The sequence below is a fragment of the Reyranella sp. GW821-FHT14A01 genome (genome assembly GCF_058803965.1).
Genome location: NZ_JBXAPM010000013.1, coordinates 67,193 through 83,071, shown reverse-complemented (window position 1 = coordinate 83,071; position 15,879 = coordinate 67,193). Strand labels below are relative to the sequence as shown.

General features: G+C 65.9%; 17 protein-coding genes. 13 read left to right on the top strand and 4 right to left on the bottom strand.

Annotated elements, in window-relative coordinates:
- Positions 1–70: 70 nt before the first annotated feature.
- The 8 genes from AC1ROX_RS22880 to AC1ROX_RS22845 all read left to right on the top strand — a co-directional run bounded on the left by AC1ROX_RS22880 (position 71) and on the right by AC1ROX_RS22845 (position 8,806).
- On the top strand, positions 71–964 hold the full coding sequence (locus AC1ROX_RS22880; RefSeq protein ID WP_493129460.1) for a LysR family transcriptional regulator: 894 nt from the start codon (positions 71–73) through the stop codon (positions 962–964).
- Between the two features lie 227 nt (positions 965–1,191).
- Complete coding sequence (locus AC1ROX_RS22875; RefSeq protein WP_493129458.1) at positions 1,192–2,466, top strand: serine hydrolase domain-containing protein; 1,275 nt, start codon at positions 1,192–1,194, stop codon at positions 2,464–2,466.
- A gap of 28 nt (positions 2,467–2,494) precedes the next feature.
- The gene (locus tag AC1ROX_RS22870) at positions 2,495–3,685 is read left to right on the top strand and encodes a substrate-binding domain-containing protein (protein ID WP_493129456.1); all 1,191 of its coding nucleotides are present in this window, start codon (positions 2,495–2,497) and stop codon (positions 3,683–3,685) included.
- 101 nt (positions 3,686–3,786) lie between these two features.
- Positions 3,787–4,536, top strand: coding sequence for an ABC transporter ATP-binding protein (locus AC1ROX_RS22865; RefSeq protein ID WP_493129452.1), 750 nt, complete (start codon positions 3,787–3,789; stop codon positions 4,534–4,536).
- A 90-nt stretch (positions 4,537–4,626) separates the two neighbouring features.
- On the top strand, positions 4,627–5,349 hold the full coding sequence (locus AC1ROX_RS22860; RefSeq protein ID WP_493129450.1) for a branched-chain amino acid ABC transporter ATP-binding protein: 723 nt from the start codon (positions 4,627–4,629) through the stop codon (positions 5,347–5,349).
- Between the two features lie 91 nt (positions 5,350–5,440).
- Positions 5,441–6,415 carry a branched-chain amino acid ABC transporter permease gene (locus tag AC1ROX_RS22855; RefSeq protein WP_493129447.1) on the top strand — a complete coding sequence of 325 codons (975 nt, stop codon included), beginning with the start codon at positions 5,441–5,443 and terminating at the stop codon, positions 6,413–6,415.
- Positions 6,416–6,419: 4 nt separating this feature from the next.
- Positions 6,420–7,475, top strand: coding sequence for a branched-chain amino acid ABC transporter permease (locus AC1ROX_RS22850; protein ID WP_493129445.1), 1,056 nt, complete (start codon positions 6,420–6,422; stop codon positions 7,473–7,475).
- Positions 7,476–7,576: 101 nt separating this feature from the next.
- On the top strand, positions 7,577–8,806 hold the full coding sequence (locus AC1ROX_RS22845) for an ABC transporter substrate-binding protein (protein WP_493129443.1): 1,230 nt from the start codon (positions 7,577–7,579) through the stop codon (positions 8,804–8,806).
- On the opposite strand, the gene AC1ROX_RS22840 is transcribed toward AC1ROX_RS22845, so the two are convergent.
- From AC1ROX_RS22840 to AC1ROX_RS22830, 3 genes are all read right to left on the bottom strand, one after another.
- Positions 8,803–9,195 (bottom strand): DUF1398 domain-containing protein, encoded by a 393-nt coding sequence (locus AC1ROX_RS22840; RefSeq protein ID WP_493129441.1) that lies wholly within the window; start codon positions 9,193–9,195, stop codon positions 8,803–8,805. The genes AC1ROX_RS22845 and AC1ROX_RS22840 overlap by 4 nt on opposite strands.
- Positions 9,196–9,204: 9 nt before the next feature.
- The gene (locus AC1ROX_RS22835) at positions 9,205–9,651 is read right to left on the bottom strand and encodes a MarR family winged helix-turn-helix transcriptional regulator (RefSeq protein WP_493129439.1); all 447 of its coding nucleotides are present in this window, start codon (positions 9,649–9,651) and stop codon (positions 9,205–9,207) included.
- A gap of 110 nt (positions 9,652–9,761) precedes the next feature.
- Positions 9,762–10,835, bottom strand: coding sequence for a TauD/TfdA family dioxygenase (locus AC1ROX_RS22830; protein ID WP_493129437.1), 1,074 nt, complete (start codon positions 10,833–10,835; stop codon positions 9,762–9,764).
- Between the two features lie 81 nt (positions 10,836–10,916).
- Between AC1ROX_RS22830 and AC1ROX_RS22825 the strand changes: the two genes are divergently transcribed.
- Positions 10,917–12,038 (top strand): hypothetical protein, encoded by a 1,122-nt coding sequence (locus AC1ROX_RS22825; RefSeq protein ID WP_493129435.1) that lies wholly within the window; start codon positions 10,917–10,919, stop codon positions 12,036–12,038.
- Positions 12,039–12,042: 4 nt separating this feature from the next.
- Here AC1ROX_RS22825 and AC1ROX_RS22820 read toward each other — a convergent pair whose 3' ends face one another.
- The gene (locus AC1ROX_RS22820; RefSeq protein WP_493129433.1) at positions 12,043–12,522 is read right to left on the bottom strand and encodes a GNAT family N-acetyltransferase; all 480 of its coding nucleotides are present in this window, start codon (positions 12,520–12,522) and stop codon (positions 12,043–12,045) included.
- 48 nt (positions 12,523–12,570) lie between these two features.
- On the opposite strand from AC1ROX_RS22820, the gene gbd reads away from it, so the two are divergent.
- The 4 genes from gbd (at position 12,571) to AC1ROX_RS22800 (ending at position 15,871) form a co-directional block, all read left to right on the top strand.
- A complete protein-coding gene (gene gbd, locus AC1ROX_RS22815; protein WP_493129431.1) occupies positions 12,571–13,719 on the top strand; it encodes a 4-hydroxybutyrate dehydrogenase in 1,149 nt (382 codons plus the stop codon).
- A 1-nt stretch (position 13,720) separates the two neighbouring features.
- Positions 13,721–14,497, top strand: coding sequence for an SDR family oxidoreductase (locus AC1ROX_RS22810; protein ID WP_493129429.1), 777 nt, complete (start codon positions 13,721–13,723; stop codon positions 14,495–14,497).
- Positions 14,498–14,779: 282 nt separating this feature from the next.
- Positions 14,780–15,544, top strand: coding sequence for a sulfite exporter TauE/SafE family protein (locus AC1ROX_RS22805; RefSeq protein ID WP_493129427.1), 765 nt, complete (start codon positions 14,780–14,782; stop codon positions 15,542–15,544).
- Between the two features lie 36 nt (positions 15,545–15,580).
- Entirely contained in the window at positions 15,581–15,871 is a 291-nt protein-coding gene (locus tag AC1ROX_RS22800) for a hypothetical protein (RefSeq protein WP_493129425.1), read from the top strand.
- Positions 15,872–15,879: the final 8 nt, after the last annotated feature.

Sequence of the window (15,879 nt, the reverse complement as noted above, 5' to 3'; positions counted from 1 at the left end):
ATCGGATGCTAGGGCGAACACCGGTATTCGTCAGTCCACATTTCGGAAAGCCCACTGTACAATTCTGAACATGGACCCCAACTGGGACGATCTTCGCATTTTCCTGGCCCTGGCCCGCGGCGGCACGCTGACGATGGCTGCCAAGGCTCTGGGCGTCAGCCATCCGACCGTGTCGCGCCGCGTGCAGGCGCTGGAAACGCAGATCGGCGCCCGCCTGTTCGACCGGCTGCCCGACCGCTTCGTGCCGACCAGCGCCGGCGAGGAGCTGCTGGCCGACACCGAGGCGATGGAGAAGGCGGCGCAGTCCATCCACCGCCGCAGCGCCGGCCTCAGCGACACGGTGAGCGGCACGGTGCGCCTGTCGGCCGAGGAGGCGACCGCCGCGCTGATCGCCCGCTATTCCGCCGAGCTGAGAGCCAGGCTGCCGCAGATCGAGTTCGAGGTGATCTCGAGCCATACGCTGGCCAACCTGTCGCGCCGCGAGGCCGATCTCCTGATCCGCGAGCAGGTGCCGGAGCTGGGCGGCATCGTGGCCCGCAAGCTGGGCCGCGTCGCCTTCGCGATCTATGCCGCGCGGACGCTCGCTGTGAAGAAGTCCACCCAAGCGGCGTTGGCCGCAATGCCCTGGGTCGGCTTCGACGACGATCATATCCGGATGACCGGACAGAGCTGGCTGCTGGACTATCGCGGCGGCCGCCGGCCCGAGGTCCGCGGCAACAACTGGCTGGTCCTGCACGAGGCGACGCGGACCGGCGCCGGCCTCGCCGTCCTGCCCTGCCATCTCGCCGATCCCGACCTGATGCTGCGCCGGATCGGCGGCATCATCCCTGACGTCTTCGCCGACCAGTGGCTGCTGGTCCATCGCGACCTGCGCGCCCTGCCGAGAGTGCGCGCCGTGATGGACGAGGTCATCGCGCTCTTCCAGCGCGAACGCCCGCTTCTCGAAGGGCGTTTGCAGGCATGAGCGCTGGGAGCGCGCCACTCCGATGGCGCGTCATGCCTTCAAGCGAGCACTGCTGTAGATGCGAGACAAGGATCCTTCGCTGCGCTCAGGATGACACTGGTTTTTGAAATAGCGCAAAGTGTCATCCTGAGCGCAGCGAAGGATCCTTCATTCTGCGAGACGCCTGCCACTGGAATAGCGCGCTCTCGGCGGCGTATGCTCCGGCAAAACATACCGGGAGAAACGCCATGAAGAGAGTTGCCGTCGCGGCCGTAGGGCTCGCGTCATTTGCCTTTGCCGGAGCAATGCTCGCTCCGACTGCTCATGCCGAGGGCTGGGTGCTGCCGATGGCGGCGAAGCCTGAGGATGTCGGGCTTTCGTCGGTGCAGTTGAAGCGGCTCGAAGCGGCGACGCAGAAGCATGTCGACGATGGGCTGGTGCCCGGCGCGGTCATGCTGGTGGCGCGGCGCGGCAAGGTCGCGTGGGTATCGACGCTCGGCAAGCGCGATCCCGCAGCGTCACCCGATCCGATGAAGGCCGATTCGATCTTCCGCATCTATTCCATGACCAAGCCGATCGTCAGCCTGGCGGTCATGCAGATGGTGGAGGAGGGACGGCTGCAGGTCAGCGACCCGGTGTCCAAGTTCCTGCCGGAGCTGGCTAAGATGAAGGTCGCGCAGGAGAAGATGAGCGCCGACGGCACGCCCACGATGCTCCTCTCCGACCCCGAGCGGCCGATGACGGTGCAGGATCTGCTGCGTCACACGTCCGGCCTGATCTATGGCGGCCGCGGCGCGTCGCTGGTCAACCAGGCCTATGTCGCCTCGAAGATCGGCGACCGCTCGATGAGCAACGAGGAGTTCGTCACCAAGCTCTCGACCCTGCCGCTGCGCTTCTCGCCGGGCGCGCGCTGGGAATACGGCGTCTCGACCGACGTGCTGGGCCGCCTCGTCGAGGTGATCGACAAGCGCCCGCTGGGCGAGTCGCTGTCGGAGCGCATCTTCAAGCCGCTCGGCATGGTCGACACGCAGTTCCAGGTGCCGGCCGCCAAGGTCGCGCGCGCCGCCCAGCCCGGGCCGCGTCCCGGCGGACAGCCGATGACGCCGCGCTTCAAGGTCGACGATGGCGCCAAGTTCGAATCCGGCGGCGGCGGCCTCACCTCCACGATGGACGACTATCTGCGGTTCGCGTCCATGCTGGTGAACGGCGGCGAACTGAACGGCAAGCGCCTGGTCGGCAAGCAGACCTTGGCCTTCATGGCGGCCGACCATACCGGCGAGCGGCCGGGCCGCCCGCCGGGCCTGGGTTTCGGGCTGGGTTTTGAAGTCAGAACGATGACAGGCGAGGCGGCTTTGCCGGGCTCGGTCGGGGAATATGGCTGGGCCGGCAATGCCGGAACGCTCTTCTGGGTCGACCCCAAGAACGAGCTGACGGCCATCTACATGGTGCAGGTGAGCGATCCCGACCGGGTGGCGCTGCGGAATCAATTCCGCACGATGGTGCAAGCCGCGATCATCGATTAGAAGAGCCTCCTCTAGGGAGGTTCTTAAAATGATCCGTCGTTCATTTCTGGCGCTGACCGGCCTGCTTCTGGCCGGTCCAGCGGTCGCCCAGCAGCCCCCGCTCAAGGTGGCGCTGATCTACAGCAAGACCGGTCCGCTCGAGGCCTATGCGCGCCAGACCGAGGCCGGCTTCATGCTGGGCCTGGAATACGCGACCAAGGGCACGATGGAAGTCGATGGCCGCAAGATCCAGGTCATCCTGAAGGACGACCAGTTCAAGCCCGACCTCGCCAAGGCCGCCCTCGAGCAGGCCTATGGCGACGACAAGGTCGACATCGCCGTCGGCACGACCGGCTCGGCCGGCGCGTTGGCCATGCTGCCGGTCGCCGAGGAATACAAGAAGCTGCTGATCGTCGAGCCGGCCGTGGCCGACCAGATCACCGGCGAGAAGTGGAACCGCTACATCTTCCGCACCGGGCGCAACTCGACGCAGGACGCGCTGGCTTCCGCCGCGACCCTGAAGGACGAGAACATCAGCATCGCTACGCTCGCCCAGGACTATGCCTTCGGCAAGGACGGCGTCGCGGCGGTGAAGGCAGCACTTGCCGCTGTCGGCTCCAAGGCCAAGATCGTGCACGAGGAATATGCCCCGCAGGCCACGACCGACTTCACGGCCTCGGCGCAGCGCATCTTCGACGCGCTGAAGGACAAGCCCGGCCGCAAGGTCGTGGTCGTGGTGTGGGCCGGCGCCCATCCGCTGCCGAAGCTGATGGACCTGAAGCCCGAGCGCTTCGGCATCGAGATGGCGCCGGGCGGTAACCTGCTGCCGGTGATGGCCGGCTGGAAGCAGTTCCCCGGCCTCGAAGGCGCGATCTACTACTATTGGGGCTTCCCCAAGAACCCGGTGAACGACTGGTTGGTCACCGAATACAAGAAGAAGAACAACGGCGTGCCGCCGGACTTCTTCGTGGCGGGCGGCATGAGCGCCGCCATCGCGCTCGTCGAGGCGGTGAAGAAGGCCAAGTCGACCGACAGCGAGAAACTGATCGCGGCGATGGAGGGCATGAGCTTCGACACGCCCAAGGGCACGATGACCTTCCGCAAGGAAGACCACCAGGCCCTGCAGGAGATGTATCACTGGCGCATGAAGAAGGATGCGCCGGACAATGTCGACCTGCTCGAACTGGTGCGCGTGATCCCGGCCAGCGAGATGACGCTGCCGATCAAGAACAAGCGCTGACGCGAAGATTGTCATCCCGAGCGCAGCGAGGGACCTTTGCTGGACAGTAAAGGTCCCTCGGCCTACGGCCTCGGGATGACAAACTTGCTTTGCATCGACGAATGCTAGCGACCGAAAACCTCACCATCCGCTTCGGCGGACACGCGGCCGTCGACGGGGTGTCGTGCGCCTTCGGGAAGGGCACGCTCACCTCGATCGTCGGGCCCAACGGGGCGGGCAAGACGACCTACTTCAACCTGATCTCCGGGCAGCTCCCGGCCACGTCGGGTCGCGTGACGCTGAACGGCGAGGACATTACCGGCTTCGCGGCGCCTCGCCGGACGCGGCTTGGGCTCGGGCGGGCGTTTCAGCTCACCAATCTCTTCCCCAACCTCAGCACGCTCGAAAACGTGCGGCTGGCGGTGCAGGTGAAGAGCGGCAAGGGCTACGACCTGTTCAGCCGCACCCTCACGCATCGCGAGCTGATCGACCAGGCGATGGCGCATCTCTCCGCCGTGTCGCTGGCGGACCGCGCCCAGGCGATCGCGGCGACCCTGCCGCACGGCGACCAGCGCAAGCTCGAGGTCGCGATCCTGCTGGCACTCGAGCCCGACGTCTTCATGTTCGACGAGCCGACCGCCGGCATGAGCATCGACGAGGTCCCGACCATCCTCGACATCATCGCGTCCATCAAGAAGCGCGGCGACAAGACCATCCTGCTGGTCGAGCACAAGATGGATGTAGTGCGCTCGCTCTCCGACCGCATCGTCGTGCTGCACCAGGGCAGACTGGTGGCCGACGGCAAGCCCGCCGAGGTCATCAACTCCGACATCGTGCGCGGGGCCTATCTGGGTGGAGCCGTCGATGCGTGAAGATCTTCGCTGGGGGCGCGCCACTCCAGTGGCGCGATCATTGTCTGTAACAAGCGAAGACGCGCCACTGGAGTGGCGCGCCCCCAGCAAATGACGACCTTGCTCTCCCTGCGCGGTGTTCAGACGAACATCGGGCGCTATCACATCCTGCACGGCGTCGAGTTCGACGTGGCCGAGGGCGGGCTCACGATGCTGCTGGGGCGCAACGGGGCGGGGAAGACCACGACGTTGCGCACCATCATGGGCATGTGGCGCGCGGCGGCGGGCGAGATCCGCTTCGACGGGCGCGACATCACGCATCTGGCGACGCCCGACATCGCGCGGCTGGGTATCGCCTATGTGCCGGAGAGCATGGCGATCTTCGCCGACCTGACGGTGCAGGAAAATGTCATCCTGGCGGCACGCTCGGGTCCGCCCGATCAGAAGCGACTCGACTGGATCTTCGCGCGCTTCGAGGCGCTGAAGCGGTTCTGGACCCTGCCGGCGGGACATCTGTCGGGCGGCCAGAAGCAGATGCTGGCGGTGGCGCGCGCCATCATCGAGCCGCGCCGCCTGTTGCTGATCGACGAGCCGACCAAGGGCCTGGCGCCGGCCATCATCGCCAACATGATCGATGCCTTCCGCGAGCTGAAGGATGGCGAGTCGACCCTGCTGGTGGTCGAGCAGAACTTCGCCTTCGCCCGGCAGCTCGGCGACTCTGTCGCGGTGATGGATGACGGTAAGGTGGCGCACCAGGGCAGCATGGCCGCTTTCGCCGCCGACTCCGCGTTGCAGCAGCATCTGCTCGGGTTGGGTATGGGGGAACATCAATGAGTTCTTTTGCTGGGGGCGCGCCACTCCAGTGGCGCGTCATGGGATGTTGCAACGAGAAGATCGCGCCACTGGAGTGGCGCGCCCCCAGCGCATGAAACGCGACTGGCTTCCGCTGCTGCTCATTCCGGCGCTGATGATCGGCGCCTTGCCGCTGATCGGCTCGCCGGCGAGCTGGGTGACGCTCACCGTCGCGGGACTCGCGATGGGCCTGATGATCTTCATCATGGCCTCGGGCCTCACGCTCACCTTCGGGCTGATGGACGTGCTGAACTTCGGCCATGGCGCGTTCATTGCAGTCGGCGCCTTCGTGGCGGCGAGCGTCATGCTGGCATTGTCGCCCTGGATGACCTCCGATTCGATCTGGCTCAACCTCGCAGCGATCGGGCCGGCCGTGCTGGCGGCGATGGTGGTGAGCGGCGTGCTGGGCCTCGGCTTCGAGCGGGTCATCGTGCGGCCGGTCTATGGCCAGCACCTGAAGCAGATTCTCGTGACGACCGGCGGCCTGATCGTGGCCGAACAGCTCCTCAAGGTGATCTGGGGGCCCGACCAGATCACGCTCAGCCGGCCGACGGCGCTGCGCGGCGCCTTCCTGTTCGGCGACGTGGCGATCGAGAAATATCGTGTGCTGGCCGTCGTGGTCGGGCTGGTCGTGTTCGCCGCCCTGGCGCTCACCCTCAACCGCACGCGGCTCGGCCTGCTGATCCGGGCCGGCGTCGAGAACGGCGAGATGGTCGAGGCGCTGGGCTATCGCATCCGCCGCCTGTTCGTCGGCGTGTTCGTGGTCGGCTCGGCGCTGGCGGGGCTGGGCGGCGCCATGTGGGGGCTCTACCAGGAGACGGTGACGGCGACGATCGGCGCCCAGGTCGCCGTGCTGGTCTTCATCGTCATCATCATCGGCGGGTTGGGATCGGTGGGCGGCTGCTTCGTCGGCGCGCTGCTGGTCGGGCTGACGGCCAACTACATCGGCTTCCTGGCGCCGAAGGTGGCGCTGGGCTCCAACATCCTGCTGATGGCGCTGGTCCTGCTGTGGCGGCCGCAGGGCCTCTATCCCGTGGCGAAGAGGTAGGGCCATGCTTCGCTCGATCCTGTCCGATGACCTGCCTAAGAGCCGCTGGCTGGCGCTGGCGCTGGTCGCCATCCTGGTGGGGCTGGCGGTCGCGCCGTTCCTGTTCCCGGGCGCCAAATCGCTGAACGTCGCGGCCAAGATCTGCGTCTTCATCGTGCTGGCTGCCTCGTTCGACCTGCTGCTGGGCTATACCGGCATCGTCTCGTTCGCCCACACGATGTTCTTCGGCATCGGTGCCTATGGCGTCGCCATTTCGCTGACGCGGATGGGGGCAGGGTGGGATGCCGTCGCCGTCGGCGTGGTGGCGGGCCTGATCGTCGCCATCGTGCTGGCGACGGTGATCGGCCTGTTCAGCTTGCGCGTGCGCACGATCTTCTTCGCCATGATCACGCTCGCCGTGGCCAGCGCCTTCGCGATCCTGGCCTCGCAGCTCTCCGACCTGACCGGCGGCGAGGACGGGCTGAACTACCGGTTGCCGGCGGCCCTGCGCGCGTCCTTCTCGTTCGGCGACACGCTGTTCGGGGTGCGGCTCAACGGAAGGCTGCTCGACTACTACCTCGTCTATGCCGCGTCGCTGGCGCTGATCCTGGTCCTGCTGCGCATCGTGAACTCGCCGTTCGGCAGCGTGCTGATGGCGATCCGAGAGAACCCGTTCCGCGCCGAGGCGATCGGCTATCGCACCGTGGTCTACCGCACCATCGCGAGTTGCATCGCTGCTGCAACGGCGGCGCTGGCCGGGGCATTGCTGGCCCTGTGGTCGAGCCAGACCAATCCCGACACGACGCTCAGCTTCGACATCATGGTCGATATCCTGCTGATGGTGGTGATCGGCGGCATGGGCACGATGTACGGCGCGGTGATCGGCGCGGTGCTGCTGGTCTTCGCGCAGAACTACCTGCAAGACCTGCTGGCCATCGCCAACAAGGCGCTGACGGGCGTGCCGCTGCTCGCCAACCTGTTCCATCCCGACCGCTGGCTGCTGTGGCTCGGGGTCGCCTTCATTCTCTGTGTATACTTCTTCCCGGCGGGCATCGTCGGCAGGCTGCGCCAGAAACGCTGACGCGGCCCTGCTCGTATCGTGGAAAGCAACCCACGATCGAGCTTCTGTTCCGCAATGACGGGCGTGAAGCTTCGGACAACTTCAATAAAGGAGGATCGTCCGTGGCTATCAACAGGCGCACTTTCGTGAGCGGTACTTCTGCACTGGCGGCCGTTGCCGGTGCCGGCACCCAGGCGGCGTTCGCGCAGAAGAAATATTCCGACGGGGTCAGCGACACCGAGATCAAGCTCGGCCACACCGGCCCCTATAGCGGCCCGGCATCGGCCTACGGCACGATCGGCAAGGGCATCGAAGCCTACTGGAAGATGGTGAACGACCAGGGCGGCATCAACGGTCGCAAGATCAACTTCATCACCTACGACGACGGCTTCTCGCCGCCGAAGACGGTCGAGATGGTGCGCAAGCTGGTCGAGAACGACAAGGTCTTCGCGACCTTCCAGACGCTCGGCACGGCGTGCAACACCGCGATCCACAAGTTCATGAACCAGAAGAAGGTGCCGCAGCTCTTCGTCAGCACCGGCGCGTCCAAGTGGGGCAATCCGAAGGAGTTCCCGTGGACGATCGGCTGGCAGCCCGACTACGTGACGGAGAGCGGCATCTACGCCAAGCACATCCTGGTCCAGCACAAGGGCGAGAAGATCGGTGTGCTCTGGCTGAACGACGATTCCGGCAAGGACTATGTCTCGGGCTTCATGAAGGGCCTGGGCAAGGAGAACGAGAAGCTGGTCGCGGCCGCGGTGAGCTACGAGGTCACCGATCCCACGGTCGATTCCCAGATCATCCAGCTCAAGAGCTCCGGCGCGACCGTCTTCTTCTGTCATGCCACGCCCAAGCACGCGTCGCAGGCGATTCGCAAGGCGGCGGATCTCGGCTGGAAGCCCGCCTTCTATCTCGTGAATGTCTCGATCTCGGTCGATGCCGTGCTGAAGCCGGCCGGCCTGGAAAACTGCCAGGGCATCATCACCGCGGCCTATTACAAGGACCCGACCGATCCGCAATGGGCCAACACGCCCGACTTCGTCGAGTGGAAGGCGTGGATGGCCAAGTACCTGCCGGCTGCCAATGCCGGCGACGCCTTCTATACCTATGCGTACGCGGTGTCGGCGACGATGCACGAAGTGCTGAAGCGGTGCGGCAACGAGCTGACTCGGGACAACCTGATGAAGCAGGTTGCCGGGATGAAGAACCTCGAAGTGCCGCTGCTGCTGCCGGGCATCAAGCTCAACACCAGCCCGACGGATTTCTATCCCATCCAGTCCATGCAGCTTCAACGTTTCGAGGGCGATACCTGGAAGCTGTTCGGCGAGGTCATCTCGAACGAAGGAAGCTAACGGTTGCCGGGGAATGGCTCGACATAGGTCTCGCCGCTGCGGCCGTAATAGACGGCGCGCTGGCCCGACATCGAGACGAGGTAGCCGACGCAGCCGGCTTCCAGGATCTGGTGGCAGAAGGTGAGATACTTGGTCCTGCCGGTCTGGATCGACCGGACTGCCGCCAGCACGCCGTCGGCCGAGAAGGCGTCGGCCGGTCGCGTCTCGAACGGCTTGTAGGTCACGCGATGGGACGGGCCGTCGGGCATGAAGTAGGTCGTCTCGCCGCGGACGAGGTCGACGTGATAGCGCTCGACGCCGGCCGCGATCAGGCGTCCCACGACCTCGCCGAAGGTGATGCGTTCCTCGTGGGAGGCCCGGGTGCATTCCTCGATGACGGCGATATCCATGGCTCTGTCCTACTCGGTGGGAATGGTCTTGAGATCGTGCCGGCGCACGATGTCCCGGAGCGTCTTCTCCAGGGCCGCGCGCTCGGCAGGTTTCAGGTGGCCGAAGAACTCCGCGTCGTTGCGGTCGGCCAGCGCCGACAGCTTGGGCACCAGCTTCCGTCCGGCCGCCGTCAGCGACAGGGTCTGCTGCCGCCGGTCCTCCGTCGAGGCCGTGCGCTCGATGAGCTCCTTGGCGATCAGCCGGTCCGCCAGCTTGGAGATCGCGCCGCGCGTCATGCCCAGCCGGTCGGCCAGGACACTGGGCGGGATGCCGTCGCCATCGAACAGGGCGCGCAATACGACCCACTCGGCCACGGTCACATCGAGCGCCTGCAGCTTGAGGCTGAAGGCATGCGAGACGTGGTTCGACACGAAGCGCAGCCAGTAGCCGAGATGGGTTTCGAGATCGGAGGTCATTGGTTGACTAGGAAACTATACGATTATTATTTCCTAGTCAATCATTGCTGGGGGCGCGCCACTGCGCGCGGGGTAACCCCCGCGCGCAGTGGCGCGCCCCCAGCGAAGAACTAGAGTTCGACCTGGCGGATGCCGCCGCGGGGGCGGCCGGCTTCGATGTCCTGCCACAGGATCTCGTGACCCTTGGGCAGGGGGCGGTTGTTGCGCATGGTGAGCCAGAGGCGCAGCAGCATGCGGTCGTTGCCCGAGGAGGCATCGTCCTCGAACGGCGTGCGGCCGTGATAGGTGACGTGGCTGTTGATCAGCTGCAGGTCGCCGGGCTCGAGGGTCATCTCGAAGCACAGTTCCTCGGCGGTCTGCATCAGCATGTCGATCGCCTCGCGCTGGGCGTCGGTGAGCTTCGGCACGCCGGGCGCCATCTGCGCGGCCTCGATGAAGGTCAGCGAATAGTGCGAGGTGAACTTGCCGTCGCGCAGGCCGAAGATCGGTAGCGGGTAGGCGGTCTCGCGCGTCGTCGCCTCGCCGTCCTTCTTGGTGCCTTCCTCGCCGAAGCGGCTGCGCCAGTAATCCTGGAACAGCAGCTCGAGCAGGTCCGGACGGCGCTCCAGCATCGCGTTGTGGATGGCGGGCGTCGAGGCGAGCTTGCTGACGCCGCCGGCGCGCGCCTGGCGCACGCACAGCAGGGTCACGACGTCGGTGCGATCGGTGTGGAAGCGCAGCGCGCCGTTGGTCAGGGTGCGGGCATAGGAGGAAAGGAAGGTCGAGCCCTTCTCGTCCTTGGTCTCGCCATAGGTGCGGCCGACATGGGCGCCCTCGTCGCGGATGGCGCGCATCAGCTCGCCGGTGCGGTTCTGGAACACCGGCGTGCCGACATGCGTGCCGATCGCGAAGTAGAGGCGCCGCAGGTCCTCTTCGTCGTAGCGGTCGACCGGAACGCCGCGCAGCTTGACGATGCCGGAGCCGTTCTCCAGCTCGTCGGCGATGTCGTCGAAGAGATCGTCGAGCGTGGGCAGGTAAAAATCCCCGCGGACGATCTGCTGCCACGGCATGCCACGCAGGCCCTTCACGGCGGCGTCGAGTTCGTCGACCCCTTCGGGGGACAGGTTGCGAATCCAGCGCGACGAATTCTTGATGTCCTGGCCATGCCAGACGGAGGGACCGGTAAGGGGGGTGCGGCTGCTCATGACTATACAATAGCAGATCACGCCCCCCGTTGCTCAACGGTCAAACGGTCGCGCATACTGCCTGCAGGGAGAGAAAAATTCATGATGACCGCGCTTGCGGATTGGAGAGGCTGGCGCCTGGTCTCGGTCATCCTGGCCACCTTGATCGCCCTCTATTTCGCTTATTTCGCGATCACCCGCCCGGCGCTCGACTGGGACGTGATTCCCTACACGATGGCGATCCTGAAGGCCGGCGCGACCGCGCCCGACGGCACTGTCGACATCGCGGCCCTTCATGCCCGCACCTGGGCGACGATCAAGCCACACCTGTCGCCCGAAGGGCTGGCCTATCTGACGACGGGCAGCTACGCCGAGGCCCAATATCTCGACCCGGCCGCGCTGTTCAGTCAGCTCCCGCTCTACGAGAGCAAGTACGGCTATATCCTGCTGCTGAAACTCGTCGCCCTCGCGGCCGACCCGGTGCGCGCCATCGTCCTGGTGAGCCTGGCGAGCGCCATCGGCATCCTGGCGATCCTCGTTCATGCCGCCTGGCGTCTCGACGGCATCGCCACGCTCGCATGGCTGCCGATCGTGCTGCTGTTCGGTCTGGGCAGCTTCGCCAGCATGGTGTCGCCCGATCCCGTCTTCACCTTCGCCTCTGTCGCGGGCCTCGCGGCCCTTCTGTCGGACAGGGTGCGTCCGGCGGTCTTCTGCTTTCTGCTGGCCGTCCTGCTGCGGCCTGACGGCATCGTCCTGAACGTCGTCCTCTGCGCCGCATTGGCACTGCGCCGGCAGTACGGTGCGGCGCTGGTCCTGTTCGTCGGCTCCGCCACCGCTTATGCGATGAACATGCTCGCCAGCCGCCATATCGGCTGGTGGCCTCAGTTCTATTTCAATTTCGTCGAGCTCCAGAACGTGCTGACGGATTTCCGGCCGGCTTTCGATCCCGGCCTCTATTTCAAGGTCCTCATGGTCCAGATCGGCCGGGTCTCCCATCTGGGCTGGATGCATGCCGGTGTGGCCGCGGTCCTGATCGCGATCTTGCTGCTCGCGCGGCGGGACGGAGATCGTTGGTCAAGCCTGCTGCTGGCGGCGCTGCTGGCCGGCGCGGCGATCCGCTTCGTGCTCTATCCGTCGGCGGAAGTCCGGTTCTACACGCCCCATCTCTTCGGCATCGGATTGATCGTGCTCCACGCCCTGCGGCCGGACCGCACGACCGCCTGACCGATCAACGGAGCGGCTTGCGCATGTTGATCGAGGTCGGATGGTCGAAGCCGGGATGGGCCTCGCGCGAGGTCTCGCGATAGCCCAGCGCCTGGAACAGGCGCTGGTTGTCGGCCAGGACGATGCGCACACCGAGCCGGACACCCGCGAGTCCGCGGCGGTGAGCCTCGGTTTCGACGGCCTCGATCAATCGCTGGGCCAGCCCCAGCCCGCGCGAGGACGGCAGGACGGAGAGGCGGCCGAAATAGAGATCGCCTTCCATCTCTTCCACCAGCACGCAGCCCACCATCTCGCCGTTCCGCTCCGCGACGATCGCCCCCGCGCCCTTGCCCATTTCGGCCGCGATGCCGTCGGCGGTCTCCCGGAAGGCGCCGGATTCCGGCACGAGCACGCAGCGATACTGCGCGAAGGAGGCGGCGATGGTGGCTGCGATCGTGGCTGCATCGCCGATGCCGGCCGTGCGCAGGACGGGAGTGTCGCTCATGTCCTTTTTCTCGCGTAGGCTCCGCGCAAAATCGAGAGGAATCAACGGATGGCCCTGATCACCTACCTGACCCGTATCCAGTTCGACTTCGGTGCGCTGAAGCTGCTCGAGTCCGAACTGCAGCTCATGGGCATGCGCCGGCCCCTGATCGTCACCGACAAGGGCGTCATCGCGGCGGGCCTGTGGGCCAAGGTCAAGGAGCAGCTTCCCGGCAACATGCCGATCACGATCTACGACGGCACGCCGGAGAACCCGACGGAGGCCGCCATGCGCGACGCGCTGAAGATCTACAAGGACGAGGGCTGCGACGGCATCATCGCCATCGGCGGCGGCTCGCCCATGGATCTCGCCAAGGCGGTCGCGCTGATGGCCACGCATCCCGGTCCGTCGCTGCAGGCCTATTCCTTCGTCGAGGGTGGCGCCGGCAAGATCACCGCGGCGGTGGCGCCGATGGTCGCGATCCCGACCACCTCGGGCACCGGCAGCGAGGTGAGCCGCGGCGGCGTCATCATCATGGATTCGGGCCGCAAGCTCGCCATCGGCAGCCCGTACCTGATCCCGCGGCTGGCGCTGATCGATCCCGAACTGACGATGAGCCTGCCGCCGCGTCTCACGGCCGGCACCGGCATGGATGCGCTGACGCACAATATCGAATGCTTCCTCGCCAACGTCTTCAATCCGCCGGCCGATTCGATCGCGCTCGATGGTCTGGAGAAGGCCTGGAAGTATGTCGAGCGCGCCACCAGGGACGGGCAGGACCGCGAGGCACGCTACAACATGGCGGTGGCCGCCATGGAAGGCGCCATGGTTTTCCAGAAGGGCTTGGGTGCCGTGCATGCGCTCTCGCATCCGACCGGCGGCCTCAAGGGCTACCGCCTGCACCACGGCACCTTGAACGCGATCTATCTGCCGGCGGTGCTGCGCTTCAACGAGCCGGCGGTCGGCGACAAGTTCAAGCGCGTGGCGCAGGTGATGGGGCTGCCTGAAAGCGAAGCCAGCGCCGCCGGCGTGGCCAATGCCGTCGCGGCGCTCAACGAGCGGCTGGGCATTCCGAAGGGCCTGGGCGCGGCGGGCCTGGCGCAGGACACGATCGAGAAGATCGCCGACGGCGCGCTGGGCGACCATTGCCATCTCTCGACGCCGCGCCAGCCGACCCGGGCGCAGTACATCGAATTGATCGAACAATCGTGGGGCTGACATGAAGGTCAAGGGCAAGGTCTGCGTCGTCACCGGCGCCGCGGGCGGCATCGGCGAGGCGATCGCGCGGCGCTATGCGAAGGAAGGTGCCAAGGGGCTGGTCGTGGCCGATCGGGATGCCGAGCGGCTCGACAAGGTGGCCAAGGACATCGGCGCGCTGGCGGTGGCGGGCGACATCGGCCAGGAGTCCGAGGTGAAGCGCCTGATCGCCGAGACAGAGAAGAAGTTCGGCGAGATCGACATCTTCTTCTCCAATGCCGGTATCGGCCGTGGCGGCCACGAGGATGCGACCGACAAGGACTGGGCCGATTCTTGGGCCATCCACGTCATGGCGCATGTCTATGCCGCGCGGGCGCTGGTGCCGCAGATGCTGAAGCGCGGCGAGGGTTACCTGCTCAACACCGCGAGCGCGGCCGGCCTGCTGGCCTCGATGGGCTCGGCGCCCTACGGCGTCACCAAGCACGCGGGCGTCGCGCTCGCCGAGCATCTGTCGATCCAGTATGGCGACCGCGGCATCCGCGTGTCGGTGCTCTGCCCGCAGGCCGTCGACACCAACATGCTGCGCATGGCCGGCGCGACCGCGGCGTCGGTAGACGGCGTGATCAACACCGATGCGGTGGCGCAGACGGTGATCGAGGCGATGGACGAGGAACGCTTCCTGATCCTGCCGCATCCCGAGGTGAAGGAATACATGACGCGCAAGCTCGACCGCGACCGCTGGCTGCGCGGCATGCGCCGCCTGCGCGACAAGACGGGCGAGGGGCAGGCGAAGCGCTGAGCGCCGCCACGTATGACGCAAAGGTCCCTCGCTACGCTCGGGATGACAATTTTGCCTTAGCGCACAGCGTGCGATCCAACAACGTTGTCATCCCGAGCGTAGCGAGGGACCTTTCGATTTCTTCAAAATGGCAGTGGCGTTGTTGACGACTCTTTCGCCATCACCGACACTCCGGCCATCATGACGCGACTTACGACGCTTCGAGTTATTCGCTGATCCGCCCCCTTCGGGCGGCGGATCAGTGTCGTCGAACGTCTTCAATCCGATCGAGTCCGTCGCTTCATGCTCCCCTACATCCAATCCCTGTTCGTCGAGACCGGCCTGTGGACCGCGCTGGGCGTCACGCTGGTCGCGGGCCTGATGCGAGGCTTCGCGGGCTTCGGCTCGGCGATGCTGATGGCGCCGATCTTCGCCATCCTGTTCGGCTCGGCCGAGATGGTGGTGACCGTGGTCGCCATCGAGCTCGTCGTGTCGCTGCAGCTCTTCCCGCAGGTCCGCCGGCATGCCGACTGGAAGCTGCTGACGCCCATGAGCCTCGCGGCGTGCCTGGCCATGCCGGCGGGCGTGTGGCTGCTGGCCCACGTCGACAAGAATACGATCGTGACCGCGGTATCGGCCGTGATCGTGGCCTTCGTGCTGCTGATGTGGAGCGGTTGGAAATACACCCGCCGGCGTTCGACCGTGGCGACGGTGATCGTCGGCGGAATCTCGGGTGCGATGATGGCCACGACCAGCATCGGCGGCCCGCCGGTACTGCTCTATCTCCTGTCGGGCAACGACCCGCCGCAGGTCAACCGCGCCAACATCGTCACCTATTACTTCCTGACGCAGTTCCTGCTGATCGTGATCGTGCTGGCGACCGGCGTGGCGGGCGTCGATGCGCTGGTCCGTGCCGTCGTGCTGTTTCCGGTCATGGTGCTGGGTGCCTGGGCCGGCGGGCGGCTGTTCCACGGCCTCGCCAGCGAGCGACTCTACCGTAACGTGGCTCTCACAATCCTTTTCCTGACCGGCCTGTTCGGCCTCTTGAGGAACTGGCTGGTTGCCTGAGAGGCGGTGTATGATGCACCATCCATGGAGACTTGCATGCGTATCATCGCCGCCGGATTTGCCGCCCTCGTCATGAGCGTGGGCTTTTCGTCCGCCTCCCGTGCCGACGAACTTATGACCGAATGCCTGGTCACCGCTTCCCAGAAAACGTGCGAATGCATCATCGCGCGCATCCCGGCCGACCAGCGCCCGAACGCCATCCTCGGCCTGCGCAAGTCGAACCAGTCGGTGAGCGCGACCGGCAACCTGCTCAATCCGTCGAACCTCTCGCCGCAGGAAATGCAGGGCCTCAACGCTGTCGTCGCGGCCCAGGCTTATTGTATGTAGACCTACTG

Coding starts and splice junctions, on each gene's coding strand:
- AC1ROX_RS22880 (WP_493129460.1), top strand. CDS start 71: ATGGACCCCAACTGGGACGATCTTCGCATTTTCCTGGCCCTGGCCCGC.
- AC1ROX_RS22875 (WP_493129458.1), top strand. CDS start 1,192: ATGAAGAGAGTTGCCGTCGCGGCCGTAGGGCTCGCGTCATTTGCCTTT.
- AC1ROX_RS22870 (WP_493129456.1), top strand. CDS start 2,495: ATGATCCGTCGTTCATTTCTGGCGCTGACCGGCCTGCTTCTGGCCGGT.
- AC1ROX_RS22865 (WP_493129452.1), top strand. CDS start 3,787: ATGCTAGCGACCGAAAACCTCACCATCCGCTTCGGCGGACACGCGGCC.
- AC1ROX_RS22860 (WP_493129450.1), top strand. CDS start 4,627: ATGACGACCTTGCTCTCCCTGCGCGGTGTTCAGACGAACATCGGGCGC.
- AC1ROX_RS22855 (WP_493129447.1), top strand. CDS start 5,441: ATGAAACGCGACTGGCTTCCGCTGCTGCTCATTCCGGCGCTGATGATC.
- AC1ROX_RS22850 (WP_493129445.1), top strand. CDS start 6,420: ATGCTTCGCTCGATCCTGTCCGATGACCTGCCTAAGAGCCGCTGGCTG.
- AC1ROX_RS22840 (WP_493129441.1), bottom strand. CDS start 9,195: ATGGATATCGCCGTCATCGAGGAATGCACCCGGGCCTCCCACGAGGAA.
- AC1ROX_RS22835 (WP_493129439.1), bottom strand. CDS start 9,651: ATGACCTCCGATCTCGAAACCCATCTCGGCTACTGGCTGCGCTTCGTG.
- AC1ROX_RS22830 (WP_493129437.1), bottom strand. CDS start 10,835: ATGAGCAGCCGCACCCCCCTTACCGGTCCCTCCGTCTGGCATGGCCAG.
- AC1ROX_RS22825 (WP_493129435.1), top strand. CDS start 10,917: ATGATGACCGCGCTTGCGGATTGGAGAGGCTGGCGCCTGGTCTCGGTC.
- AC1ROX_RS22820 (WP_493129433.1), bottom strand. CDS start 12,522: ATGAGCGACACTCCCGTCCTGCGCACGGCCGGCATCGGCGATGCAGCC.
- gbd (WP_493129431.1), top strand. CDS start 12,571: ATGGCCCTGATCACCTACCTGACCCGTATCCAGTTCGACTTCGGTGCG.
- AC1ROX_RS22810 (WP_493129429.1), top strand. CDS start 13,721: ATGAAGGTCAAGGGCAAGGTCTGCGTCGTCACCGGCGCCGCGGGCGGC.
- AC1ROX_RS22805 (WP_493129427.1), top strand. CDS start 14,780: ATGCTCCCCTACATCCAATCCCTGTTCGTCGAGACCGGCCTGTGGACC.
- AC1ROX_RS22800 (WP_493129425.1), top strand. CDS start 15,581: ATGCGTATCATCGCCGCCGGATTTGCCGCCCTCGTCATGAGCGTGGGC.